The organism is Rhizobium sp. RAF36, assembly GCF_052114105.1.
Taxonomy (GTDB): domain Bacteria; phylum Pseudomonadota; class Alphaproteobacteria; order Rhizobiales; family Rhizobiaceae; genus Rhizobium.
Genome location: NZ_JBFREC010000003.1, coordinates 189037 through 208886 on the forward strand (window position 1 = coordinate 189037; position 19850 = coordinate 208886).

The following is a 19850-nucleotide window of genomic DNA, read 5'->3' on the forward strand; positions in this document are numbered from 1 at the left end:
GTGTTGGATCAACAACCCGGTATATGCCCCTTCGAGACCGGTCCTTGTACCATACAAGAGTCTAGGTTCTCCCATCTATAGCCCAAGCAGCTCGGCTTTGCGGACCAGATCGGCTACCGAGCGCGCGTCCATCTTGCGCATGACATTGCCGCGATGCAGTTTGACCGTGATCTCACTGATGCCGAGGTTGAAGGCAATCTGCTTGTTCATCAGGCCCTGCACGACGGCTGCCATGACCTCATGTTCGCGGCGTGTCAGCGTCTTTGCCAAGTCAGCAACGGCGCCATTGGCCGCCGATTGCTGACGGACTTCACGGTCCTTTTGGAAAGCAACGGAGACTGCATCGAGGATATCCTGGTCCCGAAACGGTTTGGCCAGAAAATCGACAGCCCCTGCCTTCATCGCGCGCACGGTCATAGGTATATCGCCGTGGCCGGTCATAAAGATGATCGGCATCTGGTTGCCAAGTTTTTCCAGATGAAGCTGGAAGTCGAGACCATTGGCGCCGGGCAGCCTCACGTCGAGCAGAATGCAGCCCGGTCGCTTGAGATCGGCCTTGTCCAGCAGGTCCTGGGCGCCCTCGAAGGCGTGCGCCTCGGTTCGGATCGACAGGAACAGATCGACCAGTGCGTCGCGGATCGAGGGATCATCGTCAACGACATAGACCACCGGAGTGTCATTGCCCTGAGCTTTTGCGGACTTTCTGGCATCATTCATGGACAGCCTCGATCGGTACAGTCATTTGGAACAGTGCGCCGCCTTCGGCGTGGTTGTCGGCGGTCAGTGTACCGCCCCGCGCTTCCAGCATGCTGCGGCAGATTGCAAGACCCATGCCGAGACCGGTTGCTTTCGTGGTGCAAAACGGCTTGAACAGATTTTTGAGCACCTCGGGGCTGAGGCCGGGGCCGCTGTCATGAACCTTGATACTGACGCTCTGGCACTCCGCCGGTTCGATCGTCACCGATATCCGTCGATGTTGCTCTGGCGTTGCTGCCATGGCCTGGACAGCATTGGTGAACAGGTTGATCATCACCTGCTGCAATTCGATGCGGACGGCGCTGACCGCCGTTATCCCAGGCGTTTCACTGGTGTCAAATGCGATCCGGTTTTTGGCGAGCTCGCTCTCCATCAACATTTGCGTCTCGCTGACGAGATCGGCAAGTGACACCGACTCAAGGACCGGCGTGCGCTCGCTAAGCATCGATCGGGTGCTTTGGATGATGTCGCTGGCACGCTGGCTGTCTCTGACGATCCGCTCAGCCGAGCGGGACACAGCAGCCAGATCCGGCGGATCGCGATCAAGCCAGCGCTGCAAGGTCTGCGCATTGACAACAAGCGCGCCGAGCGGCTGGTTGAGTTCATGTGCAAGCGATGCCGAAAGCGCACCGACCGTTGCGGCTCGCGATGCGAGCGCGAGTTCCGCCTGGGCTTCGAACAGTGCCTTTTGCGCCATCTCGCGCTCGGTAATATCGAACATGCCAACGATGACCCGGTCGAAGTTGGCGACATCTTCCGGAAACCCAACCGTCAGCAAGACCAGCCTGGTCGTGCCGTCGCTGGTGATGATAGAGCCTTTTCCTTCGAAGGAGTTTTCTCGATTGAATATTGCCACCATCAGTTCGAGAAACGTTGCGTCGTCCTGCGCAATGTAGCGGCGCATCGAGCTGACATTCCGCGCATCGACGTGGCCAAGGAGCTCGAGTGCAGCGGCATTAGCGGCGACCGTTGGGATGCAAGCGATGCAATCTGCGATGAAGTCGGGATTGTTCCGGGCGTAAGCCTGCAGGTCGGAAACGCCATTTTCACGGAGTTTCACTAACAGTGCGCGGACCTGAGAATAGTCGCGCTCCCACAGGGCGACGCGGCTCTGTTCGAAGATCGTTCGGTAGCGCTCCTCACTGCTCTGTAAGTCGGTGTTGAATTTTATCAAAGCCAGACGCGCACGCTGGTTTCGAATGATCAGGAGGCAGGTGATAACCATGGCTGCAATAGCAACAGTCAGGCGAAGTGCTGCGGCAAGGTCGCCTTGCAGCCCATGACCGGCGACATAGGAGAGTGCCGAAAGGCTGATGCAGACGCCCGCCAGCAGCAGCGTCCCTCTTTCCGTCAACGTTTCCGCCGACAGAAGCAACGTGATAACGTAGAGTGTGGCAAGCGCGCTTTGGATGTCCGTGAACGTGTCGAGATAGAAAAGCGTGGCGGCAAGCAGAAAAGCGAAAGAGACAGCCCCTATCTCATAGGGTGATAACCGTTGTTTCGGGTTCACAAGACCAAATAAGCGCAATGCCAATTTTCCAGATGGATGCCAATTACGCCATCAAGCCATCCCGGCCAGAAAAACGCAAACCCAAAATCGGCTATTCCGCTGCACACTCAATCTCAAAGGTGCCTTAAAGAAAAGGCCATCCCAGAGCGGCTGGAATGGCCTTGTTGGATTGCGAATCCGAAGGTTCGGGAGAGGGGCCCCAACCTTCCAGGGCATGAAGCCCAGCACGTCTTCTCGGGAGGATCGAAGACCCCGGAAACCTAACTTCAGTAAGAGAGATGCGAAACTATACCAAGGTGTGGGTTCGACTAGCCAAGCATTGGATACCGTGGAGTGGCTGCCTCGTCTAAAAAAATTCCATCAACTCGCACAACCCAAATGGAGATCATCATGGACCGCACGCTCGCTGAAAAACACCGCAAGTCGCCGCTCACAACCCCGACAATGCTTGGCACGAACGCGACCAACGATATCGCTGGCGCGCTGACAACGCTTCTGGCCGATGTCTTCGCGCTCTATCTCAAGACCAAGAATTTCCACTGGCACATGAGCGGGCCGCATTTTCGCGATTATCACCTGATGCTCGATGAGCAGGGCGAACAGATTTTTGCGATGACGGACGATGTCGCCGAGCGGGCTCGCAAGATTGGCGGCACGACCATTCGTTCGATCGGCCATATTTCCAAGGTTCAGCGCCTGCTCGACAACGATGCTGATTTCGTGACCCCCGCCGACATGCTGGCCGAACTCCGCGAGGACAACCTCACGCTGGTGTCGTTGATGAAGGAGACCCACAATCTCTGCGACGAGCACGGCGATATCGCGACTGCAAGCCTGATCGAAAACTGGGTCGATGAGGCCGAGCGCCGCGCCTGGTTCCTGTTCGAAAGCACCCGCGGCGCCCAGTAAACATATCGGCCCGTCAAGGCGATGCCGGCCGATACGGACTTGGTCGGCTCGAAATCTTGGAGACATCTCGTGACCAACGAATTTTCCCTTTCCCGTCGGCAGTTTCTGCTAACTGGCACCACCATTTCTTTGGCTCTGGCTATCCGGCCTCGGCATCTGAAAAGAAAATTTCTCCTCATCAGCAAGGAATTGAATCAATGACCCACAGTTTCGTGACCACAAAGGACGGCATTGAAATCTTCTACAAGGACTGGGGTCCGCAGGAGGCTCAACCGATCGTGTTTCACCATGGCTGGCCTTTGTCGTCCGACGATTGGGATGCCCAGATGCTGTTCTTTGTCAGCAAGGGCTACCGCGTCGTCGCACATGATCGCCGCGGCCACGGCCGTTCGTCACAGGTGAGCGACGGTCACGACATGGATCATTACGCCGCCGACGCTTCAGCTGTCGCCGAGCACCTCAACCTGCGCAACGCCGTCCATATCGGCCATTCGACAGGTGGTGGCGAAGTCGCTCGTTATGTCGCTAAATATGGGCAGCCGCAGGGCCGTGTCGCCAAGGCTATTCTTGTCAGCGCCGTTCCGCCGCTGATGGTCAAGACCGCAGGTAATCCGGATGGCACACCGATCGAAGTGTTCGACGGTTTCCGCAACGCTCTCGCGGCCAATCGCGCGCAGTTCTTCCTCGATGTTGCTTCCGGCCCATTTTACGGCTTTAATCGGGAAGGCTCGAAAGTGTCGCAAGGCGTGATCGACAATTGGTGGCGCCAAGGCATGATGGGCAGCGCCAAGGCGCATTACGACGGCATCAAGGCCTTCTCTGAAACCGACCAGACAGAAGACCTCAAGGCGATCACCGTGCCGATGCTGGTCATACAAGGCGATGACGACCAGATCGTTCCCTACAAGGACGCCGTGGAACTCCAAGCAAAACTGCTGAAGAACAGCACCCGGAAAATCTATAAAGGTTTCCCGCACGGGATGCTGACAACCCATGCCGACGTAATCAATCCGGACCTGTTGGCGTTCATCAAGGCGTAGTAGCCTTCAGCTCTAATACGAGTATGGCGGCTGATGTTCAGGCCGCCATACTCACTGATCTCTACGGGCCTTGGCTGGGCAAAAACTCCGTTTCCGTAAAGTACTGGTTCAAATCCGTTCAACGCGAAGTATGCCGAATTATTGCTTTACCAGGATAGAGTAAAAGCGTTTATCCGGCGGACAATGTGCTGGAAATCTTAAATCAAGCCTTACGCGGGCAGTCTGTTTGCCAATTCTCAACGACGTCGGCTACGCTTCTCTGCCTCATCATCGAAGCCAGGTGGTTTTGTTTTTACCCAATTGACGAACTTCTGAATCTCTGGATCCTCGAGAATAGCTGAGACAGTAGAGAACTTCTTCGCCAACTGGGCGTCCGTGAAGGCTGCATGTATGTGGCTGTGGCATATCCCGTGCAATGGCACCTTGATCTTGCCACCCTTACTCCTGGGAACAAGATGGTGGTCCTCGATCTGGTCGTCAGGTATTACCCGCTCGCAGAGCGGGCAGATGACCGGCTCTGACTCGTCATCTTGCGAAGCGAAATCGTCTCTGTGCTTGCGTGCCATCGATTTGGTGTCTCTCTGTCGGCCGTCACACTGCGTCCGCGCGGCTTTGTTAGACCATCCCCGACATGCCGACAACACTAAGCCGGTTTCAGCAAGGCAATTGCGTTTGCATCGGAGTAACCGAGGGGAGTAAAGACGACCAGCTCCATTGGTCGGTCCTAGAGACAAGCGAGAGAATTGTACAATATTGTCCATAAGTTGCGGTCTGCGCTTTTGCAGGTCGTCGGTTCATATCAGTTTAAGCGCCTCGGCGAGATCGCCGGGGCGCCGCGATGTAATCGATAGCGCTGCTCGATCCGCCGCAGGATGTCGAAGCTCGCAACCGACTGCCCGACAGAGCTGCCAATAGCTGTCGCCAAATCGGCCCATAAGGTATATCAGCGCACCCGGGAAATTCGCAGGGTCGTCGGTCGCGTCAAACAGCGGATCGGGAAAAGGGCTGATCGGTTTTGGCGCCGGGCCGCGGGACGTCGCTGTGTGACGTGCGAAAACTCCGTCTGCGGCAGCGCGTTGGGCTTTTCTGGTCGAGGCGGCGGCCGCGGTCTTTCTGGCCGGTGCGACCTTGCTTGCGCGCGTAGACAGCTTCGCCGGAGGATCGTCTTCTGCGACGGGCGGTGCCTTCGGCCATCTGATTCGCATCCAGTGCCGGCCGTAACTGCTTCTTCAGTTCAGCCATTTCGTCTTCGATCCCACAGGCTTGTCCGATCGCGGTCCGGTCGAAATGGCGGTTTAGGATCGGCGGCCGTTTGCGATGGATGATCAGGCTTGTGGGGTAGGGGCGGATGAACTCTTGAAGCAAATGGACCAGACATCTTGTCGAACGGCATTGCGCTCTCCGGAACTGCACATTGGATGTTTGATCGAGGCCTTATCGGCTTGTCAGACGATCTTGAGATTCTGGTCTCACGCCATACAAACGATCGCGACAGTATCCAGGGTCTCATCAACAAGACTGGAAAGGCGATCTAGCCGGCAGGGATTCACGAGCGCCCGCATCCTCAGTTTCTACAATAGCATCGTGAGAATACATTCAAATATTAGCATGCCGCGGGTTCATATCCCTACAAGGCGAAGACGCCGAAAAGGTATTTTCTTGAGCCATATGTGGCTCGCGCGTAACGACCGTTTTGCGCCTCTTTTTCGGACGTAACGGCCGTCCCCTAAATGCCAGAAAGCGGACATACCTCCATCGCAGTGCCATGTCGCCTGTGCGCAAATAGCCGTCATGACAGTCTTGGTAACTTGGCGCCCACTACTTCGTGAAACGCGCGCTTTCTTGTGGCGTGGCGATTCCACAGGTGAGTGTCAGCTCCAACGTTAACCCGCAAGCCTCGACCATTCGTCTCGAAGGCACGTTGCTCGCCGAGACCAATTCGTAAATATGGCTTGCCCCTAGCTCCTTAAGCACTCGCTCAATCATTAGGGCGTTGACTAACTTGCCGAGGCCTCTCCCACGATGAGTTTCGGCTACTGCAACCAAACCGCCCCATGCATATCCTCTGTAGGGACTGAAAGCGTTGTGGGGCATGTAACCGTGTGCGGTAGCCACAACTCCGGCCTCGTCGCCGATGATGATCGTCACCGAACGGCCGATCTTTCCCGTTAACATCGATCCGGAAAAGGGGACAAGTCCGGCGCTCGCCATCATGGCCTGCGTGTCCTTGATTTGCTGGTTCTCCGGATCGTCCGTGATCGTCCACAGGGAAAGACCGCTCGGTAGCGGCTCGCTCGCGATCTTGCAGGACGCGAGCAACGCCGCATCGCGTTCGGCAAGAAATACCTCCCAGGTGTCGAACCTGCAGCCGCGTGCAAAGAGTTCGGAACTGATCTCAGGCACATCGGCGGTGTCCACTAGTCTGAAGCCACAAACTCCGTCTCGCTCGACGATTTCGCCAATTCTATCCCATCCAAATTGCTTGGGATCGTCACACCCCATGGTACGTCCTGCCTGGCACGCTCCAGGAGTGTGGGCGATGAACTCCGCACTTTCCTCGGCCTGAGCTTGCAGCCGCTGTTGAATGTCGGTTCCGAAATATCCCGCCATGTGCGCCTCCAGTTGCTCCGACGCTAGCATCGTTTGAACGACCGGCCAAAGTCGGGGATCGTTGTCGGTAGTGGCGGCCGTGGCTCAAAAGCGTCGACATGTTCTTGCTCAACGCGCTGAGAGCAAAGTGATTGGAAGCACTACCTAGACCCCTGCCGAGTAGATGATACTATTACGATGCGACATATTGGCTGAGCGATCAATGGGCAGCACGGCATGCGATCTGATAATCATCGGCGGCGGACTAGCAGGGGCATCGCTGGGTCGAGGGATGGCGCGCTTCCCCGTTGCCTCGGTGCCCTTAAAGTCCCCGTTCGCATCTCTACTGCAATGCGATGGTCGCTCCACGGCGCGCACGTGCTCATGCAAGTTCGGACGGCCGCGCTGAACGGCGAACTTCGCGATCGCTTGAGGGCACCGGTTCCGACAGCCAGAACCGAACGTGCCTTCGATCTTCAAACCCAAGCCACCCCTCTTGCGCGCCGCCTGACCCCGGAGAAGTTACCGGTCTCAAGCAAAGTGTGACTGCATCGAAGGAAAAGCCTGTCATCCACGACTAGGGCTATCGTCGGGACCTCGCTCACCGGAGCAAAGAGCGCCACGCTGAAAGATCAGAAAGCGATCGACGATACCGCGGCCGGAATCTGTGCGGTGGGTGTGTGGACCCTTTCCGAATGTAGAGCGCATGGGAGTTCCCGATAGTCGGCGAAGCAGGCGTTAAAGCCTCCCACCCTCATCTGAAAACAATGAAGCAAACAAATGGGCTTTTTCCTCCTGTTGAACCGGTCTATCATCGCCATCTGCCTTGCGCGGGGAGCGACGTGGAAGATTCTGTAAAAGTGGTGAAGTTGGGCGACGGTTGGGCAGTCTACGTGCTTGACGGTGGGGTCGTGACCAGCCAAAGCTTCAAATTCGAGGCCTATGCAACTGCTTGGGCTGATGGTCAACGTTCACGGCTCAAACTGCCCCCGTTTGACCGACGCCCTTGAATGTGATTTTCCACCGTCGCATTATACAGGTCTTACCTATGGGTAGGGACGGCGCACGGTTATAAATTCCGCGCAAAGAAAAAGGCCGGACGTGCCGGCCTCGTTCTCGATAAAGCGAGATTTTACTGGTTGTTCTCGCCGCAAGCCACGCCCTGCGGAGTAGCGTCGCTCTTGCCCGCCTGGGTCTGGAGAGCGCCCTTGGTGTTGGAGCCGTCCTTGCAGTCGGTTGAGTTGGTCTTGGTCGTGCTATTGGTCATCGTACCATCGGTGGACATCGGCTTCATCGTCTTGGTGCCAGTGCTGTCCATGTCGCCATTGGCGCCGCCGCCGGCATCTTCATTGGCGTTCTTGTCGGTCGCCATATTGTTCGGAACCGGGTTGGACTGAGCATACGACATCGAAGTTGCCATGCCGAGAGCGAGAAGCGATGCGGCTACGAGTTTCATTTTCATTTAATGTTTCCTCCTTCAGGAATTGTCACCGGATGGCAACACGGGGAGAGAACAAGTGCTGAACCTTGATGTTCCGGCCGACTGGATCACTAAAGGTTGACGGAACTCTCGACTCATCTCGATGTTGTTGATTGGCGTAAGCCTTCCCTCCTTCGGCTTTAACGCCATGCGGAACGCGCTTGGCAGGAGCGCGTTCCGTCAAGCTTTGGATAAAAGCTCGGCCAAGACCATTTGCATCTGGAGTTTTATCCGCTACCCTTCATCTAGACAGTTGGTGACATCTGTTTAGAGGTCATTGTCCGCTCTCCAAAGCCGCGTTGATGACCTCGCCAAGTTTACAAATACGATGAGTGTCACTGCCATCGTATCGAGCCGCCTCACGTTCCTAAGGCTTTCCTGAGCCTCATTCGCGTGAGGCGGCTTTTTCCCTTCCATCAACGAATAACCCTCACGGCTGTCAACCGTAAGGGTTGTCTTGCTGCGATTGAGGCACAGCGTGGCATCACAAGTGGGCACGCCGGAACCGCGTCCACTAACGGAAAAGGCCCGGTAACGCTGCTACCGGGCCTTCGCGCCGAAAGTGGCGGCGTTGCGGGTGTATCAATTCCCGCTCTGCTCTCTCGTCCCTTTTGGTTTGGCTTCCAGAAGGGCCATGCGTATCAAATATTCGATCAGTGGGTTCCCGTCAGAACGGGCAAGCTTGGCGCAAACGGTAAGATGATCAACAAGAAGTGGCTTGGTCATTTGCTCCTCCGGCGCGTCCTCCAACGCGAATGAGTGTCGTCTAATATATCTTGATCGAAGCTTAACGAGCGGGAGCCAATTTTTGCCCCGGATGGTCTCCTTCTGCGCCCCCCGCAACGGCTGGGACTATCACGGTTGCCCACGCCGAACGGTATCCTCTCAGCCAAGCGGAGTGCAGATCTAGGCGGTCGGCGTATGGGTTTGAAGACGCAAGACCCCCAGACCTTGCAAGGTCACGCCCCTGTTGCTCGGCCTCTTCAACTTCTCTCAGTAAGCACATTTTGGCACCCTCATTACCAACGGTATTTCCAAGTAATTCCGGGTGGCCGAATTTCAATGCCTTACCCCACGGCCGTTCATAAATTGTGGGCAACCGAACACTCCAAGCCGCTCATCGGGGGCGGCTTTTCTTAAGGCATGACAATCAAGCATAGCATGGCATCGAAAGGGCAAGGGCAGGGATGGCAGAGAGCAGGAACAACGGAAACGGTTCGATCCTGTGGCCTCCTGGGCTCGCCTATTGGAGCGCGTCGGGAACCAGGGCAAAAAACTCTCCGATCTTCGCTCAAACATGAACACGGGCTTCCAGCAGCTCAACGCCGCGATCAACACCCTCTCCAACGAGGTCGGCTGCGGCTCGAAGACCCAGTGGTCTATCATCATCGGCTTCAGCTCGGTGACGATCACCATCCTTGCCGGCTTCGGGTTTCTTGCGCTGCAGCCAATTGAGGACAACATTACGCGGATCGGGGAAGACGCGAAGGTTCAAACCGCCAGCACCTCGACGGCTAATGCAACACTGGTCGATAAGATGGTCAGCAAGGACGAGATGCAGTGGCGGACGCAGCGCGGTGTGGAATGCGGTCAAAGACCTTCGAGACGCCCAGGTGCCGCGCGCTGAACTCGATCGCGTCTTCGCGGCATATGATCAGCGGTTCCTCGACCAACAGCGACAGCTCAGCGACATGAAGGAATCGCAGGGCAGCGTGTGCGGCGCCAGGGACGTCATCATGGATCTGAAGACGAACCAGCAGCGGCTTGAACGAGAGCTGTCCGACACGAAGACAAGGGCGGGCGGACAAGCCATAGCTTGTGGGCGATCAATGCGATCTACGAGGTCGAGGCAACATTCCTGCAGCCTTGTCGGCAACGATTTTAAGCGTCTCCCAATCCGGCAGATCCTTCTCGGCAACACGCTCCTGCGTGGCAGTTAAGAGCCATGCGGCGGCTTCGACGCTTTCCGCTTCCTTGCACTCGTTGAAGCGCTCAAGACAGGCAGTGATTCTTGGTCTCGCAGATCCGTCAGCCCAGGGGATCGAGGCGGCCAGAGAACGAGCCTCCGAGTAGGCGTCGGCTATTTGCTGCTTTTCTCGTTCATTGCTTTCAGTGATGACACCCAATGTGAAAATCAGTGTTTTCATCAAGTGGCGGCTTTCATAAGATTGATCAGGCAAGGTGGCCTCCAACGTATCGACGGGGAACCTAGCTCATACCGCGATTAGATTGCAATTTTTGAATGTATTTTTCCAGTATCGACATGAAGAGGCTAGCGGCACCTCCGAGTGCGGATGGCGCCGCTCGTGAGCATTACCAGCGGCAGATACGCTTCTTGGAGTAGACCCAGCGGTGATGGTGCCGGTACCGAACGGTCTTGACGCGGCATCGCGGGCCATGACGATAGTAGTGTCGGCCGTGGCGCCAATCCCGGCGGTCATGATGGCGATCCCATGACCGGCCATGAAGACTGTCTCCGACCGTCACTGTTACGCTATCCGCGAGACTGGGTGTGGCCGATGAGAATATAGAAGCCAGGCCGATCATGCCTGCGATGATAATAGCTTTCATTCGTGTTACTCCAAACAGGTGATAACGCGCTCAAAACGCCGGCCACTGAACGCGGTTCCATGCCTAGGACTTTGGTCTGATGCCGTTGCGAAAGAAAAACCCGGCTCAGAGCGCGGCAAGGGGGTGCTGGGGGAGTATGATGTGCGGGAAATTGACATCGGTAGCATAACTCGGAAGGCCGCATACCGGTTCAGCGCTAATGTTTTCGCGCGGACAGGTCGTAGGCTGCCGAGGGAATTGGGCCCGATGAAATCTCTGGTGTTGCAGCCGCGGTTTCGTCAATGAGAAATGCGGCGTCAAAAAGCCAATAGGATCAATGGAATTAATCTTCCAGGATTCCCTCCCAAGCCCTCAACGCCAAAAGCGGTGTTCAAGAGCCCGGCGCGAACGAGTAGTCTTGCGCAGCAGGGATGCCAGGGCACGTCTCGTTTGAGAAGGGCTCGCCATACGCAGGCGAGCCCTTCATGCAACAAGGTGGCCGCCAAGACGTATCACCGGCGGGAATTAATCAAAACTGATGATGTTAGTCACCTGACACGAGCGCGACGGGAAAAGAAACGCCCCAGCGTGCGGCCGGGGGCAAGGTGGGGAAGTGAGAGTGCGGGCGATGAACGTGCTGTCGTTTCGCACTTAACTGGGTCCTTCCTCAATTTCTGTGATTCAGCGGCATCATTCTCGCCCTCATCAGTTCCGGGCGGGCGCGACCGTCCATTGCTCGCTTCAGTACCTTGAGGCGGTTGATCTGACCTTCGGCTTGACCGTTGCTCCAGGGAGTTCGATTGCATTTCTTACGGCATCGCGCCGACCCTCCATGGCTTGGATACTGGCGCGATCGGCTTGCCCTCAAATTTGGATAATGGGCGTGGAGGCGGTGATCTTTGTTTCTGCCGAACCCGTTAGCCGCGAGACGCTGGCGCAGGTGGTCGGAAAAGACTGCAGCATCTCTTCTCATCGATGATCTGCGCGAGGAGCTCAGTTCCCGGCCCGATGAGCTGGTGTCGGTCGCGGGTGGTTGGCAGCATCGAACCCGCCCGCGGTTCGCCGAGACGATCCACGCCTGCCGGCTCCGACAAGTGAAGGGACGGCGGCACTGTCGGAGTTCGTGCGATAGTGCTGATGGCGGTGGGATATTTCCAACCGATCACCCGCAGCAAACTATCGGAGATCTTTGGCAAGGAAGTCAGCCGCGACACGATTGGCTCCCTACGCGGCGCCGGGTTTATTTCTTCTGTACCACGCAGTCCGGCTCCAGGAGCGCCATACACTTTTGCAACGACGAAGCATTTTCTATCAGCCTTTGGCTTCGATACCCTGCACGATCTTCCTGATATCGAGGCACTCGAAGACGATGGATTGCTGAGCAGAACCATCCCCTATGGCGACGACATTTCCGTCGCGGCCGAGGAATTCTTTGATGGTGAAGAAGATGCGAGCGTCGATTTCTCGGTGCTGCGACCATCTGAAGGAGATTGAAGCCTAGAATTCGGACCATCTGTTTTGTCCTCACGGACGAGACGTCCGTTGGGCATTCTCAAGAAATCAGAGCCAGTCCTACGCCGCAAACCGCAGCCACAACGACAACAAGCCACGGCGGAAGCTTCCACGACATCAGAAGTACAAAGCAGAAGAGGGCCAGCGTGAAATCACGCATGTTGCCGATGGCGCTTGTGAATACTGGCGAATAGAGGGCAGCGCCGAGGATGCCGACAACCGCAGCGTTTGCTCCTTGCATAAGCGACTGCGCTGTCGCCAACGAGCGAAACCGGTCCCAAAAGGGCAGTACGCCGATGAGAATCAGAAATCCTGGCAGGAAGACGGAGAGCAGTGCGATTACTGCGCCAACCATGCCATTCGGCTGCGGTCCAAGTACAGTGCCGAGGTAGGCCGCAAAGGTGAACAGCGGCCCAGGGACCGCCTGTGCGGCACCATAGCCTGCCAGGAATGCATCGGGGGATACCCACCCAGGTTGCACGACTTCGGCCTCGAGAAGAGGCAAGACTACATGGCCACCGCCGAACACGAGTGAACCGGCGCGGTAGAAGCTATCAGCGACAGCGAATGCCTGGCCGTATTTCGCGAGCAGAGGCAGAATCACAAGCAGTCCGAAAAAAGCGACGAGTGCCGCAGCCGCACCCCGTCGGGACACCGGCATTGTGACATGGCCACTCACTGGTGTGCCAGTGCCGCGGCTAAGTGCCAGCCCCGCGCCTGCGCCAATCAGGATCGCACTCACCATGCCGAAGGCTCCCGGCATGAATGCGAGCACCGCCACGGCCGCGACCGCAATTGCCGCTCGTTCTTTATCCGGACAGAGGTTCTTCGCCATGCCCCAGACGGCCTGCGCCACGATGGCGACTGCGACGATCTTCAGGCCATGCAGCGCGCCCGTGCCGACCGGCCCCGAAATGCTTGCAGCAGACATGGCAAACACCAACAGGATCAGCGCAGATGGCAAGGTGAAGGCCGTGAAGGCCGCCAGGGCCCCTAGCCAGCCCGCGCGCATCATGCCTAAAGCAAAACCCGCCTGACTGGATGCTGGACCCGGCAAGAATTGGCAAAGGGCGACCAGATCGGCATAGGCGTGATCGGAAAGCCAAGCGCGTCGGTGCACGAGTTCTTCCCGGAAGTACCCGAGATGAGCAATCGGTCCGCCGAATGATGTGAGGCCGAGCTTCAGGAACGTGAGAAAGACTTCTGCGGGCGTGCCGGCAGGCGTTTGAGTCTGGGCCGTGCTCGTGCTGTCTGTCATTCTGCTCCTGCCTCGCCCTTGAGTTCTCTCAGTTGGATCCTGACAGCCGCCGGGCCTTTATTTGCCAGTCTCGCGATCGTCAGAAACGCCAGAATTGCAAGTGCGCCGAGCCCCGTTGTGATCGCGAGCGACGAGGTTGCGCCTATATTGGCCATGGCAAACGCCAGGGCGAACGGTGCGGTCGCAGAGACTATGAGCCTCGCCGCCATAACCTTACCCTGAAATCTGCCATAGCCCTCGCTGCCAAACAGCGTCAGCGGCAGGGTGCCGGTGACGATGCTGAACAGGCCGTTGCCCAGACCGAAGACGATCGCAAAAGCCATCGCTCCGGTCACAGATGGCGCCGTGAGGATCAAGATCAGCACGCCACCCGGAATGAGCGCCGCGGCGATCGTTGCCAAAGCCAGTGGCGGCAGATTGCCGACGAGCACCATGTTCGTGAACCGGCTCAAAACCTGCGACGGGCCGAACAGTGTGCCGACTGTTGCAGCCGTGGCGCCCAGACCGAGGCCCGACAATAGCGGCACCATATGGACCAACACTGCCGCGCTAACGAGCGACTGCAACGAGAAACCGGCGACCATCACAATAAACCCAAGGCGTCTGACGTCCGGACGCAAAGCCCCGTCAACGACGGTTACCGATCCGCTCTGTTCCTTTCGGCGGCCCTTGGCAAGCCCATGGGAAAGCCAGGCATGGAGAGGCAGGCAGATCAGGAGATTGAGTCCGGCGAACACGATATAGATGTTTTGCCAGGAGAGATGGGCATGCAGCGTCGTGGTGATGGGCCAGAAGATTGTTGAAGCAAATCCAGCGATCAAGGTCAGATAAGTGATGCTGCGTTGGGCGGTCTGCGGCCGGATCTGGACAAGCAGCGCGAAGGCTGCGCCGTACTGCACCAGGTTTGCGGCGATCTCGATCACGATCAACGCCGCGACGAAGGCAATCTTGCCGGGCGCGAAAGCGCAGGCGATAAGGGCCGAAGCGGCAATTGCGGAACCAGCCGTCATCACGCGGCCCGCGCCGAAGTGGTCTATCGCCCTGCCCAGCCACGGCGCGCTCAGTCCGCCCAGGAGAAGTGCCGCCGAAAGCGCACCGAATATCCATTCCGCCGACCAGTTCAGATCCCGTGCCATGCACCTCGATGAGAACGCCGACGACGGTTGCAAGTGCCGCGCCCGAGTTGAAGCCAAACAGGCTGATTGCTGCGGCGACCGCCAGTTCGAAGAAGTTCGAGGCGCCGATCAAGGCCGACGGACCGGCGACGCAATGTTGCTCGCCTGACACCCGGTTCAGCAGATAGGCAAGACCGGAGTTGAAGTAGACCTGGATCAGGATGGGCACCGCCAGCAAGGCGATGATGGTCGGCTGGGCGATGATCTGCTCCCCTTGGAAACCGAACAGAAGCACCAGCGTGGCAAGGAGCGCCACCAACGATAGTGGCTGTAGTGTTTTCAGCAGACGGTCGAGGGATGCCGATGATCCGGAAGCAAGCAGGCTGCGGCGCAGGATCTGGGCGACTATCACCGGCAGGATGATGTAGAGCACCACCGAGAATACCAGCGTCGCCCATGGCACGGTGATGGCGGAAAGACCAAGCAGCAGGCCGACGATCGGCGCGAACGCCACCACCATGATCGCGTCATTCAGCGCGACCTGCGAAAGCGTGAAGAGGGGCTCGCCCTTGGTCAGGTTCGACCAGACGAACACCATCGCCGTACAGGGTGCCGCGGCAAGGATGATCAGACCGGCGATATAGGAATCGATTTGCACCTCCGGCAACATTGGCCGGAACAGATAACCGATGAACAGCCAGCCCAGCAGCGCCATCGAGAAGGGTTTGACTGCCCAGTTGATGAACAGCGTCACACCGATACCGCGCCAATGCCGGCCGACCTGGCTCAGAGCCGCAAAATCGATCTTGACCAGCATCGGGATAATCATCAGCCAGATCAGCACGGCGACGGGAATGTTGACCTTGGCGACTTCGGCGGCGCCGATCACCTGAAAGACATCCGGCATCAAGTGACCAAGGGCGATGCCTGCAAGGATGCATAAAAATACCCACACCGTTAGATAGCGTTCAAATGAGGACATCGTTGCTATCCCTGCAATGGCTTGGCGAGCAGCACTGCTGACGCGGGACAAAGGCTGGCCGCCTGACGGGTCTGCAAAATTGCGGCCGGCGCCGTCGCACGGTCTATCGGCCTGAAGCCGAGGGTTTCGAAGAAGGGAGCGGCGTTCGTGGTCAGAAGGTAGCCCGTGCGTGCGCCGTCCGCATAGGCGCGTCGCAGCAAAAGGTCAGTCGCACGACGGCCCAGGCCCCTGTGACGGTTGTCAGGCGTGATCACCACCGACCGCAGCAGCGCATTGTCGCCATGCAACTCATATCCACCATAGCCCACCGTATCGACGCCACGGGCAATCCGGAAGAATGTTCGCCCTGCGTCGTCAAGATCATCCGTTGGAAGGTCGGCATTTTCGAGCGCGCTGCGGAGTGCGTCTTCATGTCCGGTTAACGGAAGGAGCGTCGGCGAGGTGGCGCCTTCGGTCGCACCGATCTGACGGAGTTGAGTTTCGAGCGCCAACTTGTCGATCGAGGTGATCGGCAAGTTGATGAAGAGGGTAATACGGTTCTTGAGGTAGCGTGCCGCCAAGGCAAAGGCGCGGCCAACCTCAATATCGGAACCCTCTACCGCAGCAGGGTCCTCGACACCCCAATGGGCGGCCATCGGATGGCCAAGCCAGACCGGGCAGGCTTCCCCCGCCGCGTTGTCACAGACGGTGAAGATGAAGTCCATCTGCGGGGCATGCGCCTCGGCAAAGACATCCCAGCTTTTCGAGCTGAATCCGGTCGTGGGATAGCCAAGCGCGTCCAGAGTTTTCAGCGCCCAGGGATGGACCTGTCCCTTCGGATGGCTGCCAGCCGAGAAGGCGCGGAAGCGGCCTTTTCCCTCGGTATTGAGGATGGATTCCGCCAGGATCGAGCGTGCGGAATTGCCCGTGCAGAGAAAGAGCACATTATAAACGCGGTCGGCAGTCATTGCAGGTTCTCATTGGCCGTTGGAGCGCAGCAGGCGGCAACCTCGGCGGCCGGCGCGCAGATTTCGGGATGACCTGAGCAGCAGTCTTCCATCAGGAAGCGCACCAGCCCGCTCAGAGCTTCATAGTTCGCGGTGTAGATGATCGAGCGGGATTGTCGTTGCGCAGCGATCAGCCCGGAATGCTCGAGTTCCTTTAGGTGGAACGAGATATTCGACGGCGAGACCTCGACCTTCTCGGCCAATGCCCCGGCCGCCATCCCATCGGGCCCAGCGACCACCAGGATGCGGACGATCTGCAAACGGGTCTCCTGAGAGAGGGCGGCGAACGCACCGAGGGCTTGACGCTGGTCCATATTTCAATCATCCTTGAATAGTTGAAACGAGGATTACCGCAAATAAACGCGATCGACAACAGCAGAATTTCTTCCGAAGACATCAGCTTGGGTTTCCTTCTCGACACACTGGCCGGCGCCAAGGACGTGCATCTGGTGTTCCACTACGATGGGCACCCGGTGAAGGCGGGCTACCATGTGACGGAGGTCAAGGCCGGACATTTCTCGGCACTGGACTGCGGTGCAAACCCGGAAGCATGGTCGGAGATCTTCGTCCAACTGTGGGACATTGATGAGGACGATCGACCTCACATGCCGGGCGGAAAGTTTTCGGCCATCATCTGCAAGGCGCCTCGGGGCATCTGAAGCTGGACGGATCCGCCAAGCTGACATTCGAGGTCAGCGACGGTGTGCGGGCAATGTCGCTCTATTGCGCCGGCATACCAAGGCTTCGCGATGGCGCACAGCATGTCGAACTGTCGCCGCGCGCGGCTAGTTGCAAGCCGCGTGATCGCTGGCTTGCTGCGGAGCCTGCTCAATCCACTTGCTGCGGGGCAGCGTGCTGCATTTAGATTTGACTGTGTTGATTAAATCCGGGCCAAATCAACCGCCTCAAGGTATTGAAGGAGCAATGTACGGTCGCGCCGGCCCGGAACTAATGAGGGCGAGAATGATGCCGCTGGATCACAGGAATTGAGGAAGAACCGCATAACCATGGACAGGGGATGTATCGCTCCACCAAACCCGAAAGTCAGCGAGAAACCACGATATCAGTTTCACCCGTACGTTCTTGCGGTATCTCCATTTCCGCCCGTCGCAGCCCAGTTGCGGGTTCGGTTCAGAAATTGATGCAATCTCGGCAACCATTGGGACCGCTCATCAGCCTATTCACGTGTCGATGGCTTCATATCTCGTTAAGGCGCTCGTTCACAGGAGCACAGAGCACGGGCCGCCCCCGTCATCCGGCGCGTCGGTTTTGGAGGAGGCCGCCAGCGGTTCCACGTCTTTTGCAGTAAGCTGGACGAACTCTCTGCCGTTTGTTGCCGCAGGAAGCCCAGTCGCCGTATCCACGATCCGCCGCGTTCCGGACTGCTCCTCTGTTGCGACGTAGCGCTGGTCAATCTGGACACTTGTAAGCGATCTCGGACCCCGGTCTGTTTGACGGAACTTTGAAGCGGTAGAGAGCGCTACCGCCGCTGCTGACGATTAGCGGACAGGTCGAGGCGCAACGGCGGGATCAGATTGCAGCCCTTGGATGAACACATAAAAAAGAACCATGCGGAGGTCGCCGCGCCGACGATCGAGGAGTGAAACGGATTAAGACGCTCGGAGGGGCGTTAGTAGCCTGCTCGTAATCGCCGAGGTGTCGGACGCTTGCATCGCGCCTATTGCATGGATTTGGTTTGCCGCCGTCATGAGACAGTGGCTACGGATCGCTTGGAAGCCCGCGCCCAGCGCTTATGCCGGCAAATTGCTCAAGGTAGACGGATACTTCGAGCTCGATGCCGGAGATCATATCCTCATATTCACCGATGTACTTGGAATCGGGTGCAAGCTTGCGCAAGTGCAGCACCGCGATGCTGTAACATTCGCACAGCTCGGCAACGCGGCGGCGCTCTGTTGCAAGCGGACGAAGCTCCGGAAGTCGTATCGCGAGCAAAGCCCACCCGTGGGCCACATGATCTATTCCCGATGCCATCTCGACGCCTCCCGTCACCAATATACACTTGCCTCCGACACACAAAAAGGCTCGCCTAGGGAGAACTTGACGGGCGTTTATGTCTGCAGTCGCTGGGTAGCATTCAGACGGGCAAAGAGTGCCGCCGTCCATCTAATGAAGTTGCGACTAAAAAGAAAACCCAGCAGCGAACCGCTATTGGTACGAATTGTTCTGGTGACCAATTCGCCGGTTAACGCGCCGGCACCGCACAACGGGGACTCTTGGTTCACGCCGGGGAACTATGCGGGGCTGTGGGAGTTCGGACGGCAGCGTGGTTGGTTTAAAGGTAGTGATGAGATGGATGACAGTAAGAAACGAGATGGACCCGGGCCAACACCTGGCAACGAAGACGGGGCTGCGCCAGGGGTTGAAGAGTGGAAACATGCGGATGAGCAACATCAACAAACAGAGGATGAGGCTCAGGCAGCAAATGCAAAACATCACGTGGATCGCGATAAAAAAGGGTAATCTCACCCGTGGTCGGCTTGCAGCCCTGCAATCGCACCGGTGCTTATACGGTAGTATTGAGGTCCAGGCCTTAATTGCCGACCTTTTCCATCGCTTCAGCGAGATACTTGCCGATCTCCTCATCGCCTTTGGCCGAGACAGTGCCGACCCAACCATTCCGAGGGGGTCGCCATCTTAGATCAACCCGTGCTTTCCTATGGACTTCTTTTATTTGCCCTATCTCGAAACATTCGGCGGCTAAACGTGGTATAGCAGCTTGCGGCACGATCAGGTGCCCATGGAGATGGTCATGACCAAATTCGCGCTCTACGTTCCGCTTGAAGCAAAACCCGGCAAGGAACAGGAGGTCGCCGATTTCCTAAGATCAGCCATACCTCTCGTCAACGCCGAGCCAGGCACGATTTCCTGGTATGCGATCCAGGAAGGTCCGAGTTCGTTTGCGATCTTCGATACGTTTGACGACGAGGATGGAAGAGATGCTCACTTAAATGGCCAAGTCGCTGCGGCCTTGATGGCCAAGGCAGAGGCAGGAGACCTGTTTGCCAAGCCGCCACAGATCCATAAGTTGGCTATCCTCGCCGACAAGCGGCCATGAGCGCCAGAACCTCAAAGTACTGACGAAAATGAGGCATAGCTCTCAGTCTGCCAAGTGCGCGGCTTCGATGCTGCCGACGCTCGCTAC

Annotated in this window: 17 protein-coding genes and 7 pseudogenes; 8 read left to right on the top strand and 16 right to left on the bottom strand. The window is 57.6% G+C overall.

Translation table 11 applies throughout. The features are described 5' to 3' along the window. Positions 1-75 precede the first annotated feature (75 nt). Together AB4Z25_RS12210 and AB4Z25_RS12215 are read right to left on the bottom strand one after the other, a co-directional pair. Positions 76-717, bottom strand: a complete 642-nt coding sequence (locus tag AB4Z25_RS12210) for a response regulator transcription factor (protein ID WP_112389474.1) — start codon at positions 715-717, stop codon at positions 76-78. Continuing rightward, positions 710-2284 carry an ATP-binding protein gene (locus AB4Z25_RS12215; RefSeq protein WP_442208103.1) on the bottom strand — a complete coding sequence of 525 codons (1575 nt, stop codon included), beginning with the start codon at positions 2282-2284 and terminating at the stop codon, positions 710-712. Before AB4Z25_RS12215 ends, AB4Z25_RS12210 begins: the two co-directional genes overlap by 8 nt. Before the next feature lie 372 nt (positions 2285-2656). Between AB4Z25_RS12215 and AB4Z25_RS12220 the strand changes: the two genes are divergently transcribed. Together AB4Z25_RS12220 and AB4Z25_RS12225 are read left to right on the top strand one after the other, a co-directional pair. Next, entirely contained in the window at positions 2657-3175 is a 519-nt protein-coding gene (locus tag AB4Z25_RS12220) for a Dps family protein (RefSeq protein ID WP_112389472.1), read from the top strand. A 69-nt stretch (positions 3176-3244) separates the two neighbouring features. Then, positions 3245-4215 (top strand): annotated as a pseudogene (locus tag AB4Z25_RS12225) (alpha/beta fold hydrolase). Positions 4216-4451: 236 nt separating this feature from the next. On the opposite strand, the gene AB4Z25_RS12230 reads toward AB4Z25_RS12225, so the two are convergent. Beyond that, complete coding sequence (locus AB4Z25_RS12230) at positions 4452-4781, bottom strand: HNH endonuclease (protein WP_112516719.1); 330 nt, start codon at positions 4779-4781, stop codon at positions 4452-4454. 415 nt (positions 4782-5196) lie between these two features. Continuing rightward, complete coding sequence (locus AB4Z25_RS12235; protein ID WP_442208104.1) at positions 5197-5457, bottom strand: hypothetical protein; 261 nt, start codon at positions 5455-5457, stop codon at positions 5197-5199. A 113-nt stretch (positions 5458-5570) separates the two neighbouring features. Between AB4Z25_RS12235 and AB4Z25_RS12240 the strand changes: the two are divergent. After that, positions 5571-5795 (top strand): annotated as a pseudogene (locus AB4Z25_RS12240) (HNH endonuclease); the annotation flags it as partial. A gap of 238 nt (positions 5796-6033) precedes the next feature. On the opposite strand, the gene AB4Z25_RS12245 reads toward AB4Z25_RS12240, so the two are convergent. From AB4Z25_RS12245 to AB4Z25_RS12260, 4 genes are all read right to left on the bottom strand, one after another. Beyond that, positions 6034-6825 (bottom strand): GNAT family N-acetyltransferase, encoded by a 792-nt coding sequence (locus AB4Z25_RS12245; protein ID WP_162698808.1) that lies wholly within the window; start codon positions 6823-6825, stop codon positions 6034-6036. A gap of 1111 nt (positions 6826-7936) precedes the next feature. Then, entirely contained in the window at positions 7937-8266 is a 330-nt protein-coding gene (locus tag AB4Z25_RS12250; RefSeq protein WP_112540142.1) for a hypothetical protein, read from the bottom strand. A 600-nt stretch (positions 8267-8866) separates the two neighbouring features. After that, the gene (locus AB4Z25_RS12255) at positions 8867-9010 is read right to left on the bottom strand and encodes a hypothetical protein (RefSeq protein ID WP_162698809.1); all 144 of its coding nucleotides are present in this window, start codon (positions 9008-9010) and stop codon (positions 8867-8869) included. Positions 9011-9071: 61 nt separating this feature from the next. Further along, positions 9072-9290 (bottom strand): ribosome modulation factor, encoded by a 219-nt coding sequence (locus AB4Z25_RS12260; protein ID WP_442208337.1) that lies wholly within the window; start codon positions 9288-9290, stop codon positions 9072-9074. Between the two features lie 291 nt (positions 9291-9581). Here AB4Z25_RS12260 and AB4Z25_RS12265 point away from each other — a divergent pair, with 291 nt between their 5' ends. Then, a complete protein-coding gene (locus AB4Z25_RS12265; protein WP_442208105.1) occupies positions 9582-9911 on the top strand; it encodes a hypothetical protein in 330 nt (109 codons plus the stop codon). A gap of 199 nt (positions 9912-10110) precedes the next feature. Here AB4Z25_RS12265 and AB4Z25_RS12270 read toward each other — a convergent pair whose 3' ends face one another. Continuing rightward, positions 10111-10464, bottom strand: a complete 354-nt coding sequence (locus AB4Z25_RS12270) for a hypothetical protein (RefSeq protein WP_162698802.1) — start codon at positions 10462-10464, stop codon at positions 10111-10113. Positions 10465-11666: 1202 nt separating this feature from the next. Here AB4Z25_RS12270 and scpB point away from each other — a divergent pair. Beyond that, positions 11667-12328: pseudogene (scpB, locus tag AB4Z25_RS12275) on the top strand (SMC-Scp complex subunit ScpB). A gap of 58 nt (positions 12329-12386) precedes the next feature. Here scpB and chrA read toward each other — a convergent pair. From chrA to AB4Z25_RS12305, 6 genes and pseudogenes are all read right to left on the bottom strand, one after another. Then, positions 12387-13604 (bottom strand): chromate efflux transporter, encoded by a 1218-nt coding sequence (gene chrA, locus AB4Z25_RS12280; protein WP_442208106.1) that lies wholly within the window; start codon positions 13602-13604, stop codon positions 12387-12389. After that, a pseudogene (arsK, locus tag AB4Z25_RS12285) lies at positions 13601-14740 on the bottom strand (arsenite efflux MFS transporter ArsK); the annotation flags it as partial. The gene chrA and the pseudogene arsK, both read right to left, overlap by 4 nt. 1 nt (position 14741) lies before the next feature. After that, a pseudogene (arsB, locus tag AB4Z25_RS12290) lies at positions 14742-15701 on the bottom strand (ACR3 family arsenite efflux transporter); the annotation flags it as partial. 5 nt (positions 15702-15706) lie between these two features. Then, complete coding sequence (gene arsN2, locus AB4Z25_RS12295; protein WP_442208338.1) at positions 15707-16165, bottom strand: arsenic resistance N-acetyltransferase ArsN2; 459 nt, start codon at positions 16163-16165, stop codon at positions 15707-15709. Next, positions 16139-16648: pseudogene (locus tag AB4Z25_RS12300) on the bottom strand (arsenate reductase ArsC); the annotation flags it as partial. The gene arsN2 and the pseudogene AB4Z25_RS12300, both read right to left, overlap by 27 nt. Further along, on the bottom strand, positions 16645-17001 hold the full coding sequence (locus AB4Z25_RS12305) for a metalloregulator ArsR/SmtB family transcription factor (RefSeq protein WP_112540156.1): 357 nt from the start codon (positions 16999-17001) through the stop codon (positions 16645-16647). The pseudogene AB4Z25_RS12300 and the gene AB4Z25_RS12305, both read right to left, overlap by 4 nt. 42 nt (positions 17002-17043) lie before the next feature. Here AB4Z25_RS12305 and AB4Z25_RS12310 point away from each other — a divergent pair. After that, a pseudogene (locus AB4Z25_RS12310) lies at positions 17044-17552 on the top strand (DUF6428 family protein). A gap of 854 nt (positions 17553-18406) precedes the next feature. Here the strand turns inward: AB4Z25_RS12310 and AB4Z25_RS12315 are convergent. Next, positions 18407-18679, bottom strand: a complete 273-nt coding sequence (locus AB4Z25_RS12315; RefSeq protein WP_162698811.1) for a hypothetical protein — start codon at positions 18677-18679, stop codon at positions 18407-18409. A 66-nt stretch (positions 18680-18745) separates the two neighbouring features. Between AB4Z25_RS12315 and AB4Z25_RS12320 the strand changes: the two genes are divergently transcribed. Both AB4Z25_RS12320 and AB4Z25_RS12325 read left to right on the top strand, forming a co-directional pair. Beyond that, positions 18746-19168, top strand: coding sequence for a hypothetical protein (locus tag AB4Z25_RS12320; RefSeq protein ID WP_162698812.1), 423 nt, complete (start codon positions 18746-18748; stop codon positions 19166-19168). Positions 19169-19457: 289 nt separating this feature from the next. Then, positions 19458-19763: a putative quinol monooxygenase gene (locus AB4Z25_RS12325; protein WP_112389548.1), complete on the top strand. Its 306-nt coding sequence runs from the start codon at positions 19458-19460 to the stop codon at positions 19761-19763. Positions 19764-19850: the final 87 nt, after the last annotated feature.

What these genes read in the sequence shown, in the direction of transcription:
- AB4Z25_RS12210 (WP_112389474.1), bottom strand. Translation starts at nt 717, where the DNA reads ATGAATGATGCCAGAAAGTCCGCAAAAGCTCAGGGCAATGACACTCCG.
- AB4Z25_RS12220 (WP_112389472.1), top strand. Translation starts at nt 2,657, where the DNA reads ATGGACCGCACGCTCGCTGAAAAACACCGCAAGTCGCCGCTCACAACC.
- AB4Z25_RS12230 (WP_112516719.1), bottom strand. Translation starts at nt 4,781, where the DNA reads ATGGCACGCAAGCACAGAGACGATTTCGCTTCGCAAGATGACGAGTCA.
- AB4Z25_RS12235 (WP_442208104.1), bottom strand. Translation starts at nt 5,457, where the DNA reads ATGGCTGAACTGAAGAAGCAGTTACGGCCGGCACTGGATGCGAATCAG.
- AB4Z25_RS12245 (WP_162698808.1), bottom strand. Translation starts at nt 6,825, where the DNA reads ATGGCGGGATATTTCGGAACCGACATTCAACAGCGGCTGCAAGCTCAG.
- AB4Z25_RS12250 (WP_112540142.1), bottom strand. Translation starts at nt 8,266, where the DNA reads ATGAAAATGAAACTCGTAGCCGCATCGCTTCTCGCTCTCGGCATGGCA.
- AB4Z25_RS12255 (WP_162698809.1), bottom strand. Translation starts at nt 9,010, where the DNA reads ATGACCAAGCCACTTCTTGTTGATCATCTTACCGTTTGCGCCAAGCTT.
- AB4Z25_RS12260 (WP_442208337.1), bottom strand. Translation starts at nt 9,290, where the DNA reads ATGTGCTTACTGAGAGAAGTTGAAGAGGCCGAGCAACAGGGGCGTGAC.
- AB4Z25_RS12265 (WP_442208105.1), top strand. Translation starts at nt 9,582, where the DNA reads ATGAACACGGGCTTCCAGCAGCTCAACGCCGCGATCAACACCCTCTCC.
- chrA (WP_442208106.1), bottom strand. Translation starts at nt 13,604, where the DNA reads ATGACAGACAGCACGAGCACGGCCCAGACTCAAACGCCTGCCGGCACG.
- AB4Z25_RS12305 (WP_112540156.1), bottom strand. Translation starts at nt 17,001, where the DNA reads ATGGACCAGCGTCAAGCCCTCGGTGCGTTCGCCGCCCTCTCTCAGGAG.
- AB4Z25_RS12315 (WP_162698811.1), bottom strand. Translation starts at nt 18,679, where the DNA reads ATGGCATCGGGAATAGATCATGTGGCCCACGGGTGGGCTTTGCTCGCG.
- AB4Z25_RS12325 (WP_112389548.1), top strand. Translation starts at nt 19,458, where the DNA reads ATGACCAAATTCGCGCTCTACGTTCCGCTTGAAGCAAAACCCGGCAAG.